The sequence below is a fragment of the Agrobacterium sp. P15N1-A genome, from assembly GCF_044626815.1.
GTDB lineage: Bacteria > Pseudomonadota > Alphaproteobacteria > Rhizobiales > Rhizobiaceae > Agrobacterium > Agrobacterium leguminum.
Genome location: NZ_JBIUPF010000004.1, coordinates 252731 through 265371 on the forward strand (window position 1 = coordinate 252731; position 12641 = coordinate 265371).

The window sequence follows — 12641 nt, forward strand, 5'->3', positions numbered from 1 at the left end:
ACGGTTCTGATCAGGAGGAAAGTGATGATTGCATTGGGCGGTTTCGACATCGTCGTCATAGCAGCGGTGGTTCTCGTTATTCTGGTGCTGTTTGCCGGCATCAAGACCGTGCCGCAGGGGCATCGCTACACGGTTGAACGGTTCGGGCGCTACACCCGCACGCTCGAGCCGGGCCTGAACCTCATCGTGCCGTTCTTTGAAACCATCGGTTCGAAAATGAACGTGATGGAGCAGGTCCTTCATATACCGACACAGGAAGTCATCACCCGCGACAATGCCAGCGTCTCCGCCGACGCCGTCACCTTCTATCAGGTCCTCAATGCCGCGCAGGCCGCTTACCAGATCGCCAATCTGGAAATGGCCATCGAAAACCTCACCATGACCAATATCCGTTCGGTGATGGGCTCGATGGACCTCGATGAATTGCTGTCGAACCGCGACGCCATCAACGACCGCCTGCTGCGCGTGGTGGACGAGGCGGTGGGACCATGGGGCATCAAGGTCACCCGCATCGAAATCAAGGACATCGCGCCGCCGAAGGATCTCGTCGATTCCATGGCGCGGCAGATGAAGGCCGAGCGCGAAAAACGCGCGCAGGTGCTGGAAGCCGAAGGCGCCCGCAATGCCCAGATTCTGCGCGCGGAAGGCGCAAAGCAATCCGCCATTCTGGAGGCGGAAGGCCAGCGCGAAGCTGCATTCCGCGATGCCGAGGCGCGTGAGCGTCTGGCCGAGGCCGAGGCCAACGCAACCCGCATGGTCTCGGAAGCCATCGCCGCCGGCAATGTCCACGCCATCAACTATTTCGTCGCCCAGAAATATACCGAGGCTCTGGCGGAGATCGGCACGGCGAAGAATTCCAAGATCGTGCTGATGCCGATGGAGGCTTCGGCGCTGATCGGCTCCCTCGGCGGTATCGGGACGATTGCGAAAGAGGTTTTCGGCGACAGGGGCGATGCGCCGACTGCGCCTGCCGCCTCCACACCGTCCCGCTCCGTGCCGCCGACGCGGCCTTCCGGCCAGAGCATCAACGTCACGATCCCCGGCAATCCCTTCGGTTCCTCGTCGGAGAAGTGATGATGCTGCAACGGCTTGCCACTGAGCTGGGACCATGGAGCTGGTGGATCGTCGCCTTCGTGCTTCTGGCCGCCGAACTCATCGCTCCCGGCGTGTTCCTGATCTGGATCGGCCTCGCCGCGCTGGTTGTCGGCGCGGTCTCGCTGCTTTTGTGGGATGCGGCATTCTGGGCCTGGCAATTGCAGCTGGTGCTGTTTGCCGTGCTTTCCGTCGTCTTCGCCCTGCTCGGCCGAAAATATTTCGGCAGGAACCGGGCGGCGAGCGACGAGCCCTTCCTCAACCAGCGTGAGGCAAGCCTTGTCGGCCGCACCGCGACCCTTCAGGAACCGATTGTCGAAGGGCGTGGCCGGATCAGACTGGACGATACCTGGTGGCCGGTCAACGGCGAAGACCTGCCGGCCGGCACCCGGGTGAGGATCGCTTCCGCACGCGGACGAACGCTGACAATCGAGCCGTTAGATCGATAGGTTTTAGGATCAGCTTTGTCAGGATCGGCGGTGGCTTCAAGCCACGCCAATTCTCAAGAGATCGTGGAAATGCACCAGCCCTATGGGCCGGTTGTCGTCATCGATGACAATCAGCGCGCCAATGTGGAATTTTTCCAGCGTCGCCAGTGCGCTGGTCGCCAGCACCGATTTTTTGACGGTCTTCGGCGTGCGCGTCATGATATCGTCGACCGTCATCTCGGCGAGGTTGCGCGACAGGTTGCGCGCCATATCGCCCTCGGTGACGATGCCGCACAGGCGGCCATCCTCGTCCAGAATGCCGACGCAGCCGAAATGCTTGCGGGAGAGAACCCCGACCGCTTCCGGCATGGCCGTTCCCTTGTTGACCAGCGGCACACGATCGCCGGTATGCATGATATCGCTGACCAGCGTCAGGCTCGCCCCCAGCTTGCCGCCGGGATGAAACACCTTGAAATCGCCCGCGGTGAAATTGCGCGCCTCCAGCAGCGCAACGGCAAGGGCATCGCCCAGCGCAAGCTGCATCAACGTAGAGGTCGTGGGCGCAAGGCCGAGCGGGCAGGCTTCCTGTTCATTGGGAACCAGCAGCACGATGTCGGAAGCCTGTGCCAGCGATGAATTTTCCGAACAGGTGAGCGCGATCAGCGGAATGGAGAAACGGCGCGAATAGTTGATGATGCTGCGCAGTTCCGCGCTTTCGCCGCCCTTGGAAATGGCCAGCACCACATCATCGCCGCCGATCATGCCCAGATCGCCGTGATTGGCCTCCGCCGCATGCACAAAAAAGGCAGGCGTTCCCGTGGAGGCGAAGGTGGCGGCAAGCTTCGCGCCTATGTGGCCGCTTTTCCCAACCCCGGTAATGATAAGGCGACCATTCGACTGGCCGATGGTCTCGATCGCCTTGCAGAAGGGGTCGGAAAGACCGTTCCTCAGAGCATCCTCAAGGGCGGCAAGGCCAGCCCGCTCCATCGAAATCGTCCGCACGGCGGATTCGATGGCATTGTCTTCGACCAGTTTGACGGCGCGCGTAATCATGGCCGACTGTTACTCTTTCAGCCGGAATAAGTCCACTCTCCAGCCGACAGGCACCGGGTTTTAGTAGATGTCGCCCGAAAATGCTCAACGGTGTGGGTACAACGGCATGTCATCAATGACGCCGGTCCGGCGGAGAAATCTCCTCCATCGTTCCAAGCCGCTTGAAAGGGATGTTTTCCTCGTCGACCAGATATCGGCCGAGCGTCCTTACCCATGAGACCGAGCCGTCGCTGCGGCGCACGGCATATTCCTGATTATAAAAACTCGCGGCCTTCAGGGTAATCAATGCCGTTTCGATCACACGGTTTCGGTGATCCAGGTCGACTTTTTCAAGCATCTGAAAAATGCTGATGCCCTGCATAGCCTGCCGCAGTGGAATCCCGAAGAGTTCAGCACATACTTCGTCTAGATAGAAACGGTCATTGGTAATATCCCAACAATAAAAACCGACCTGCTTGGCGTTCAAAACGGGATTCATGAAACGACGCTGTCACACAAAATAAAATTCAATACCACTTGCTGAGCAATAGAAGATCAGCCCCTATAAACTATAGGGCGATTCCGTGCCAAATTGAAACGTTTTAATCTTCTCATATTAGAATTTTTTTGCATTTATGACTATTCTTCTCCAGTAATCGAGGTGAGTGAAATCGAGCCGCCCGATTCAGCGATGGATGTCGCTGCTTTTCCCTCGCCTGCCATAACACTGAAATCCCAGCGATCTTTATCAACTGTTAACCATAAAAACCTATTGTTAAAGCGATGTTAAAACTTGCGTCGCCTGTCTGGTCCCTGGTTTCTTCATGTCATTTCATCAGCCTGCCACTCATCGGGCCTGAGGAGATGTCTTGGTGGTCCTTCGATCCGGCATCGGCCAAACTCGCCGGGTGAAAAGGAATGAATGTGAAGGGCACCGCCACACGTCTGCCGACGTCGCGGAAAGCAGCAACCCTGCTGCTCGCCTGCACGATTTTTTACCCGCAGGGAAACACCTTCGCGCAGACTGCAACGACAGCCATACCCGTCTTGCCGGGCGCCGCTTCTGCCGTCGACGGAGCAGCTTCCTCCATACCGGCGACGGACAGTAGGGTGAGCACTGGCACTGGCACTGGCACTGTCCCGGCCACAGCTACGCCCACGCCCGCACCGCAACTGTGGCGTCCCTCCAACAATCCCGGCGATCCGATTTACGAACAGCAGGACGAAGCGGGCCAACCCTATGCCGAGGCCGAAAACCCCTATGAGCCGACAGTGGACGGGGGCGAAAATCCCCGGATAGCGACCGAACCCGGGCAGACGCCCGGCATCCGGCTCGGCACATTCCTGCTACGGCCTTCAATCAGCCAGACGATCAATACGGAAAAGCAGACGAATACCGGCGGTCCTTCCAGGCGGAATTATCTGACGACGGGCATACGCGGTACGCTCACCAGCGACTGGTCCCGTCACGCTTTGACGGTGACCGGCGACGGCGCCTGGGAGAGAAATTTCGGCAGCGACAAGGACGGCGAAGAACCCCGGGCCAGGATAGAGGCCGATCTGCGCCTTGATCTCGGCGAAGAAACGACGGCCAATCTCAAGGCCGGTTACGAATTCAGCCGCGAGGACACGACGGACCCCAATGCTCTCACCGGCGCTGCCGTGCAGGGCGGCGAACACCGCTTCACCAGCAGCGCGTCGATAGAGCGGGATTTCGGCAAGTTGCGCGGTCTGGCGGCGCTCGATCTGTCGCGCACGGTCTATACGGATGCGAAAGGCGTCGACGGCCAGCCGATCAGCCTCAGTGACCGCGATCAGAACGGCGCGAACCTGCGCGGGCGCATCGGCTATGAATTGTCGCCGGCGCTTATCCCCTTCCTCGAACTGAATGCCGGCACGACCAAATATGACAGGCGTCTCGACAATTCGGGCTATGCCCGCTCCTCCAATGCCTATGGGGCAAAGGTCGGCGCGGAAGTCGATCTTGGCGAGAAGACCCGCGGCGAGGCCGCCATCGGTTATCTGCGCAAGCAATATGACGACGATCGCCTCGCCTCGATCGGCGCATTGACGCTGGATGGCGAACTCAACTGGTCACCCCAGCGCGGCACCAATGTCAATCTCGGCCTGCGCACGACGATAGAGGACTTTGCCGGCGGACCGCAGGGTGGCTGGATTTCCTATCGGCTGGATGCCGGCCTGACCCACGAATTGCGCAGCAACCTCGTTGCCCGCCTGACGGGGCAGATCGTGCATCGCACATTCCCCTCTTCCGACATGGAAAATGCCGTTGAATATACCGCAGGCGCCGGCCTGACCTGGGGGCTGAACCGCTATCTCGACCTGACGGCGGACGTCAGCTACCAGTGGACACCGGTTTATGACAGCAGCGAGCTGCGCGTCGGCGCAGGACTTGTCCTCAAGCGATAGGCTTCGGCCAAAAAGAAATCCCGGCGCTGAGGCCGGGATTCCGTTGTTGTTCTGTTGGATTACTTCAGCCCGTCGATCAGCGACTTGATCGGTTCTTCGATCGCCGGGCGAATATCGCCACGCTCCAGCGCAAAGGCGACGTTGGCAAGGATGAAACCATCCTTGGCGCCGCAATCGAAGGTCTGGCCACGGAAATGATAGCCGGAGAACTGCTGCGACCTGGCAAGCGTCAGCATGCCGTCCGTCAGCTGGATTTCGTTGCCGGCGCCACGCTCCTGATTTTCGAGAATGTCGAAAATCTCGGGCTGAAGAATATAACGGCCGTTGATGTAGAAATTCGACGGCGCCGTACCCTTGGCAGGCTTTTCGACCATTTCAGTGATCTTGAAACCTTCACCCACGGCATCACCCACACCGACGATGCCATATTTATGCGTCTGGTCGGGAGCGCATTCCTGCACCGCGATGACGTTGCCCTGGGTCTGGTCGTAAAGTTCGACCATGCCCTTCAGGCAGCTTTTCTGCGAATGCATGATCATATCGGGCAAGAGCACCGCGAAAGGCTCGTCGCCGACGATATCACGGGCGCACCAGACCGCATGGCCAAGACCGAGCGGCACCTGCTGGCGCGTGAAGCTCGCGGTGCCCGCCTTGGGCAGAAGGCCGGCCAGCAATGTCAGCTCGGCATTCTTGTTGCGCTCGCGCAGCATCTGTTCAAGTTCAAATTGAATATCAAAATAATCTTCGATCACCGCCTTGCCGCGGCCGGTGACAAATACAAAATGCTCGATGCCCGCTTCCGCCGCCTCATCGACGACGTATTGAATGACCGGCTTGTCGACGACAGTGAGCATTTCTTTCGGAACCGCCTTGGTTGCGGGCAGGAAACGCGTGCCGAGACCTGCGACCGGAAATACGGCCTTCCGAATTTTCTTCTGTTCTACCACATATCCCTCCTGAGAGATAAAACTTGATCACAATCCCCGCACGCTGTTGTTATTTCAAAAATAACAACGTTTTGTAAAGGGTGACGCTACCATCTATTAATGGTAAAGAATTTGTTGACGTTCTTTTGTTATCCATGATGACGCCCGATGCGTTTTCGCAATCGAAATGACATTCGAGAGAACGAAAGACAGACGATGACAAAGATGATCCTTTCAGATGTCCGCAAATTCGGCTGCATGGTGGTTGCAGGCCTGGCAATCTCGCTGGCGCCCGTTTCGGCCCGCGCCGATCAGGGATTCCGTCAGTGGATCAACCAGTTCTATGCAACAGCCGCGAAAGAAGGCATTAGCAAGGCGACTTATCAGAAGGCCTTTGCCGGTGTCAGCGAGCCGGATCCGGATGCGCTGCGCAAGGCCACCTTCCAGCCGGAATTCACCACGCAGATCTGGGATTATCTCGATTCCCGCGTCAATCCGTACACGGTGCGGATCGGCCGCGAGATGAAGATGAAACACGCGACGACCCTCAACTGGATCGAGCGTAACTTCAATGTCGACAAGCACATCATTCTCGCCATCTGGTCGATGGAATCGAATTACGGCGCGGTTCTCGAAAAACCGGAGCGGCTGCACAATATCCCGCAGGCGCTGGCAACGCTCGCCTATTCCGATCCCAAACGCGCCAAATTCGCACGCACGCAATTGATCGCCGCTCTGAAGATTCTCCAGGCGGGCGATGTCACGCCGAAACAGCTGACAGGCTCCTGGGCGGGCGCGATGGGTCACACCCAGTTCATTCCCACCAGCTACCTGCTTTATGCGGTGGATGCGGATGGCAACGGCAAGCGCGACATCTGGCACTCCGTTCCGGACGCGCTGGCAACTGCTGCCAATCTTCTTTCCAAGAACGGCTGGGAGCCCGGCCGGACCTGGGGTTATGAAACCGCCGTTCCGCGCGGCGGCGCCCGTTATGAAGGGCAGACGAAGACCATTGCGGAATGGACGAAGCTCGGCTTCGCCCGCCCGAACGGCAAGAACTTCACGCGTGGCTCCGATCGCGCCATGCTGAAATTGCAGGGCGGAGCAAACGGCCCCGGCTTCCTGATGATGAAAAACTTCTTCACCATCAAGAAATACAACGCCTCCGACAGCTATGCGCTCGCCGTCGGCCTGCTTGCGGATGAGATCGCCGGTTATGGCGGCATGCAGCAGAAATGGCCGCGCCCCGATGGGACGCTGGACATTCGTGAAAAATTCGAGCTGCAGACCCGCATGAAAGAACTCGGCTATTATGACGGCGAAGTCGACGGGAATTTCGGTTCCGGCTCGAAGGCCGCCATCAGCGCCATCCAGTCGCGCATGGGTATGGAAACCGACGGCCAGCCGTCGCAGCGGTTGCTGAGAGCCCTTCGCAACTGATAATGTGCCGGCGAATTCGGCGGCTGTTAAGAAACGCCGCCGAAATATCCGGAAGGGTCGATGTCATGAGTAGGAAACCTGCGGAAAAAAACGGAAGAACCGGCTGGCGTTTCTGCGCCGTCCTTCTTTCCGCTGTCCTTGCCGTGCCGCTCGTTCCTTCCGAAAGCTTCGCCCAGGAGCAACGGCGCACCCTGTTTGAAATGCTCTTTGGCAGGCCGGTGGGCCGCGAAGGCGGATCCGGGCGCGAATACCAGCCCCGCAACCGCCGCGACTTTCCGTCTGCTCCCCGTGAAAGATCGGTCACCCGCCCGCAACCCGCCAGAAAAGCGCCCTCGGTGGTGCAGATGCGGACCGCAAAGCCGGAGCCTGCCGCCAAGCTTGAAAATGCGCGGCGCGTTCTGGTTATCGGCGATTTTCTTGCCGGCGGCATGGGGGAAGAACTGGTCAATGCCTTCGCCAGTTCGCCTGCAATCGCCGTCGATGTGCGTGCCAATGGTTCTTCCGGCCTCGTCCGTACCGATTATTACGACTGGTTCACCAACCTGCCGCAATTCATCAACGAGACCAAACCGGCCACCATCGTCATCATGATGGGATCGAACGATCGCCAGCAGATGCAGATCGGCGATATCAGGGAAAAATTCGGCACAGAGGTCTGGTTCAAGGAGTATGAGCGGCGGATCGACGAGCTTCTGGCCCTTGCCGGACGCCAAAAGGTGCCGCTCTTGTGGGTTGGCCTGCCCGCCTTCCAGTCGCCGTCGCTCTCGGCCGATCTCGTCGGTTTCAACCGGCTTTATCGCAGCCATGTCGAGAAATATGGCGGCGAATTCGTGGACGTCTGGGACGGTTTCGTCGATGAGGCGGGAAAATTCGTCATCACCGGTTACGACATGAACGGCCAGCAGGCGCGCCTGCGCGAGGCTGATGGCATAGGCATGACCCAGGCCGGCAAACGCAAGCTTGCATTCTACGTCGAAAAATTCGTGCGCCGGCACCTCGATAGTGCCGGGCCGGACCTCGTGAAACTGGACGGCAGCAATCTGCCGGCGCTCACCTCCCTGCCCGCACTTGGCATCGATGCCGGGCAGGTACGCACGCAGCCTATCAGTCTCACTGACCCCAATCTCGATGGCGGCGACAAGCTGCTGGGCGATGCCCCTTTGGCCGCCGGACCGACACGCGTATCCGTGGTGGAATCGCCACGCGAAAGGTTGACCAAGCGGGGCGAGATGGCCGATGCACCGGCAGGCCGCATCGATGACTATCGTGTGGCGCCCGATACCACACAGGCAAAACAATAAGCGCTTTCGCAGCGGCCTGACGGCCCGCAGCGGGCGTAATGTTTAGGCAATCCCCACATGACAGGATAGGTACAGCTTTGCAGGAATGCAGGGTTGGCCATCCACCATCCCCCGCTCCCCTTTTTGCATGGCGACATCTATTTGACGGCGACGCCTCGTTTGTTCGTAGCGTCAGCGGCGCCGTCGTTTTTTGCCTTTCGCCGCGCCCCTTTCCGGAAGGTACGCCGGACAATACCGAGATGAATTCATGCGCCTGCTGCTTGTTGAAGACGAACGCGAAATGGCAGCAGCCCTGTCCGCCGCGCTCCACCGGTTCGATATTATCGTGGATACGGTCGGCACGCTCGACCTTGCCCGTCACGCCATCATGGACGGCGTCCACGACCTTGTCGTGCTCGACCGGCAATTGCCAGATGGTGACGGCATCCAGCTTATCGAAGATTTGCGGCTCCTGCCTGTCACCCCGCCCGTCATCGTGCTGACGGCGCAGGGGGCGCTTGTGGATCGGGTGAATGGCCTGAACCTCGGTGCGGACGATTATCTGGCCAAGCCATTCGCGGTCGAGGAACTGCTTGCGCGCATCCGCGCCCTGATGCGCCGGCCGGCCGGTGCCGTGACGATGACGGCAAAACTGGGCAGGCTGGAATTCTGCTTCGAAACCCGCGAAGTGCGTATCAAGGGTGAATTCCTTCCGCTGACCAGACGCGAACTGCTGATCCTCGAAGCCCTGTTGCGGCGACAGGGCAGAACGGTGCTGCGCTCATTGCTCGAGGAAGCCGTTTATAATTTCGACGATGAGATCCAGTCCAATGCACTCGATTCCCATATTTCCCGCTTGCGCCGCAAATTGGCGGCAGCAGATGCGGGCCTTGAGGTCCACGGCATTCGCGGCGTCGGTTATCTGCTGAGGGCAACCTCGTGAGGCTGGCCAGAAGAAAATCGCTCAAGCGCCGGCTCACCATTCAACTGCTGCTGTTCCAGATCGGCAGCCTGTTCTTCGTCACCGCCGCCATTGTCACCTATATGTCGAGCGGTGGCGCAGGCAGCGCGCTGCTCAGCCCGGAGGCTGCCCAGATAACCGCCAACGCGATCATACGGAATGAGGACAATCGGCTGGTTCTCCAAGAAACGCCCGAATTCATCAACCTGCGCAGCAATACCTCCGATTTCTGGTTCGTCGCGGTCAGCGAAAAAGGTGAGATCGTGCAGGGTGGGCAGGTGCCCGAGGCATTCAGCAACATGGATCAGCAGCTGAGCGACATCAGGGTCTCCGACGTGCGCGACGCGGCGCTGTCCTATTCCTACCTCGCCGTGGTGCGCATTGCCGTCGTTCGCCGTGCTTCGGGACCGGCGGGAGAATTCGTCATGATCGGCAAAGGCGGGCCGTTCAGCATGACCTTCCCCGTTCTGATGTTCTCGAACATATTGATCATGCCTGTCCTCATTCTCATGTCCATCGTGACGGTCGTGACCATCCCCTGGATCATCCGCAGGGAATTTCGCGCCCTTTCCACCATTGCCCGCACGGCGGAAACCATCGATATCGACAGACGCGGATACCGATTGCCGGATGGCGATATTCCACGGGAGGTGCAGCCGCTCGTCCATGCCGTCAACGGCGCGTTGAAGCGGCTGGACGATGGCTACGAACGCCACAAGCGCTTCATTCTCGATGCCGCCCATGAATTGCGAACCCCCGTCGCCATCCTCCAGACCCGGGTGGAAACCTTGCTGGACGGCCCGGCCCGCAGCAGAATATTGGCGGATGCAAGCCGTATCGCCGTGCTGGCCGAACAATTGCTCGATTTGCAGCGCCTTGGCGGGCAGAAGGCCCCTCTGGTTCCCCTTGATCTTGTCACCCTGTGCAGATCGGTCGTCGCCGATATGGCCCCGCTCGCCATATCACAGGGATATGCGCTGTCCTTCGAACCGGAAGAAGAGCCTATCCTCGCCCTTGCCGACGACGCTTCGTTGCAGCGCGCCCTGATGAACATCGTACAAAACGCCATCGAACATGGCGGCAATCGCGGCACGATCACGATAAGGGTGGCGACAAACCGGGTGATTGAGATAGCCGATGAAGGCAATGGTATTCCCGAGGAGGACCGGGAACTGGTTTTCGATGCCTTCCACCGCCTGCGACCGAAAGATCGCGGCACCGGGCTCGGGCTCAACCTCGTGCAGGAAATCGTCCGTTATCACGGCGGAGAGATTACCATCAGCGATGCTTCCACCGGTGGCGCCTGCTTCCGTATCACCCTTCCCTATTGCTGAAGAAGAAGCCCTCATTTTCGCAGCCAATAGAAAAGGCCTGTTGTGTTTGCAACAGGCCTTTCCGGTTCGTATTACCGTCGGTGCTTAGCGCGGAAGAACGGTCGCACCCATCAGCGCTTCATCGATCGCACGCGCCGCCTGGCGGCCTTCGCGGATCGCCCAGACCACCAGCGACTGGCCACGGCGCACGTCGCCCGCCGCCCACAGCTTGTCGACCGAGGTCTTGTAGTCCGTTTCGTTGGCGATCACATTGGTGGAGCCGCGACGGTCAGTGTTGAGCGTCAGCTTGCCGTCCATTTCCTTCAGCACGCTGTCCGTGAAGGGACCGGAAAAGCCGATGGCGATGAAGGCGAGATCGGCCTTGATGATGAATTCCGTGCCGGCAATCGGCTTGCGGCGGTCATCCACCTGGCAGCACTTCACGCCGGTCAGCACGCCGTCTTCGCCAACGAATTCGAGCGTCGCCACCTGGAACTCGCGGATGGCGCCTTCGGCCTGCGAGGACGAGGTGCGCATCTTGGTCGCCCAGAAGGGCCAGACCGCCAGCTTGTCTTCCTTTTCCGGCGGCATCGGGCGGATGTCGAGCTGTGTGACCTTCACCGCACCCTGACGGAAAGCCGTACCGACGCAGTCAGATGCGGTATCGCCGCCGCCGACAACGACGACATGCTTGCCGCCGGCAAGAATCGGATCGGCCGGCCAGCCGACGCTATCGATATTTTCGCGACCGACGCGGCGGTTCTGCTGCACGAGATAGGGCATGGCATCGTAGACGCCATGCAGATCGGCGCCGCCGATACCGGCCGGGCGCGGGGTTTCCGAACCGCCGCAATAAAGCACGGCATCGTGGTCGGCCAGAAGCGCCTCGACCGTCACGTCGACGCCGACATTGACGCCGCAATGGAAGGTGACGCCTTCACCCTTGATCTGCTCGACACGGCGGTCGATGAAGTTCTTCTCCATCTTGAAGTCCGGGATGCCGTAACGCAGCAGGCCGCCGGGCTTGGATTCGCGCTCATAGACATGAACCTCGTGGCCGGCGCGGCCAAGCTGCTGCGCAGCCGCCATGCCCGAAGGACCAGAACCGATGATGGCGACTCGTCTGCCGGTGTGGATCGTCGCCGGCTTCGGCACGATGAAGCCCAGCTCATAGGCCTTGTCGGCAATCGCCTGTTCCACGGTCTTGATGGCGACCGGCGCATCCTCGAGGTTCAGCGTGCAAGCCTCCTCACAGGGCGCGGGACAGACGCGACCGGTAAATTCCGGGAAGTTGTTGGTGGAATGGAGGTTGCGGATCGCCTCTTCCCAGTTGTTGTTATAGACCAGATCGTTCCAGTCGGGGATCTGGTTGTGCACGGGACAGCCCGTCGGGCCATGACAGTAGGGAATGCCGCAATCCATGCAGCGCGCCGCCTGCTTCTGCACCTCGGCATCCGACATCGGAATGGTGAATTCGCGGAAATGGCGGATACGATCCGATGCGGGCTGATACTTGCCCACCTGCCGGTCGATCTCCAGAAAACCTGTAACCTTGCCCACGTTTATGTCCTCACATCAAAGCGGAGCGCCTGTCGGGCCCCAGTACCAGTAAGCGAAACCAAAAGCCGCCCCCAGCACGATGAACTCAAATCCGGTCTCGCCACTCGTCCAGGTGATCGCCGTGGGAACGGCGACCGCGATCATCAGCGAGACCAGTTGCTGTATTTTCCTCACGCGGC

At 59.6% G+C, this 12641-nt stretch carries 12 protein-coding genes; 7 read left to right on the plus strand and 5 right to left on the minus strand.

The genetic code is table 11. The annotated features are described in order from the left end of the window. Positions 1-24: 24 nt before the first annotated feature. Entirely contained in the window at positions 25-1074 is a 1050-nt protein-coding gene (locus ACIK7D_RS16255; protein ID WP_400156799.1) for an SPFH domain-containing protein, read from the plus strand. 2 nt (positions 1075-1076) lie between these two features. Further along, the gene (locus tag ACIK7D_RS16260; protein WP_400156932.1) at positions 1077-1541 is read left to right on the plus strand and encodes an NfeD family protein; all 465 of its coding nucleotides are present in this window, start codon (positions 1077-1079) and stop codon (positions 1539-1541) included. A gap of 36 nt (positions 1542-1577) precedes the next feature. On the opposite strand, the gene ACIK7D_RS16265 is transcribed toward ACIK7D_RS16260, so the two are convergent. Together ACIK7D_RS16265 and ACIK7D_RS16270 are read right to left on the minus strand one after the other, a co-directional pair. Then, positions 1578-2573, minus strand: coding sequence for an SIS domain-containing protein (locus tag ACIK7D_RS16265; RefSeq protein WP_003519544.1), 996 nt, complete (start codon positions 2571-2573; stop codon positions 1578-1580). A gap of 112 nt (positions 2574-2685) precedes the next feature. Continuing rightward, positions 2686-3051, minus strand: coding sequence for a PAS domain-containing protein (locus ACIK7D_RS16270; protein ID WP_080819538.1), 366 nt, complete (start codon positions 3049-3051; stop codon positions 2686-2688). 419 nt (positions 3052-3470) lie between these two features. Between ACIK7D_RS16270 and uppP the strand changes: the two genes are divergently transcribed. Then, positions 3471-4982 carry a polysaccharide biosynthesis protein UppP gene (gene uppP, locus ACIK7D_RS16275; RefSeq protein ID WP_400156800.1) on the plus strand — a complete coding sequence of 504 codons (1512 nt, stop codon included), beginning with the start codon at positions 3471-3473 and terminating at the stop codon, positions 4980-4982. Positions 4983-5041: 59 nt separating this feature from the next. On the opposite strand, the gene galU is transcribed toward uppP, so the two are convergent. Then, a complete protein-coding gene (gene galU, locus ACIK7D_RS16280) occupies positions 5042-5929 on the minus strand; it encodes a UTP--glucose-1-phosphate uridylyltransferase GalU (protein ID WP_400156801.1) in 888 nt (295 codons plus the stop codon). A 195-nt stretch (positions 5930-6124) separates the two neighbouring features. Here galU and ACIK7D_RS16285 point away from each other — a divergent pair, with 195 nt between their 5' ends. The 4 genes from ACIK7D_RS16285 to ACIK7D_RS16300 all read left to right on the plus strand — a co-directional run bounded on the left by ACIK7D_RS16285 (position 6125) and on the right by ACIK7D_RS16300 (position 10923). Next, positions 6125-7348, plus strand: coding sequence for a lytic murein transglycosylase (locus ACIK7D_RS16285; RefSeq protein WP_003519550.1), 1224 nt, complete (start codon positions 6125-6127; stop codon positions 7346-7348). A gap of 65 nt (positions 7349-7413) precedes the next feature. Next, positions 7414-8649 (plus strand): SGNH family hydrolase, encoded by a 1236-nt coding sequence (locus ACIK7D_RS16290; RefSeq protein WP_400156802.1) that lies wholly within the window; start codon positions 7414-7416, stop codon positions 8647-8649. Between the two features lie 247 nt (positions 8650-8896). Then, positions 8897-9571, plus strand: coding sequence for a response regulator transcription factor (locus ACIK7D_RS16295; protein WP_003519552.1), 675 nt, complete (start codon positions 8897-8899; stop codon positions 9569-9571). Then, positions 9568-10923 carry a sensor histidine kinase gene (locus tag ACIK7D_RS16300; protein ID WP_400156803.1) on the plus strand — a complete coding sequence of 452 codons (1356 nt, stop codon included), beginning with the start codon at positions 9568-9570 and terminating at the stop codon, positions 10921-10923. The genes ACIK7D_RS16295 and ACIK7D_RS16300 overlap by 4 nt, the downstream gene beginning before the upstream one ends. Before the next feature lie 84 nt (positions 10924-11007). Here ACIK7D_RS16300 and ACIK7D_RS16305 read toward each other — a convergent pair whose 3' ends face one another. Further along, on the minus strand, positions 11008-12462 hold the full coding sequence (locus tag ACIK7D_RS16305; protein ID WP_127755537.1) for a glutamate synthase subunit beta: 1455 nt from the start codon (positions 12460-12462) through the stop codon (positions 11008-11010). Positions 12463-12477: 15 nt separating this feature from the next. Next, positions 12478-12636 carry a hypothetical protein gene (locus ACIK7D_RS16310; protein ID WP_400156935.1) on the minus strand — a complete coding sequence of 53 codons (159 nt, stop codon included), beginning with the start codon at positions 12634-12636 and terminating at the stop codon, positions 12478-12480. Positions 12637-12641: the final 5 nt, after the last annotated feature.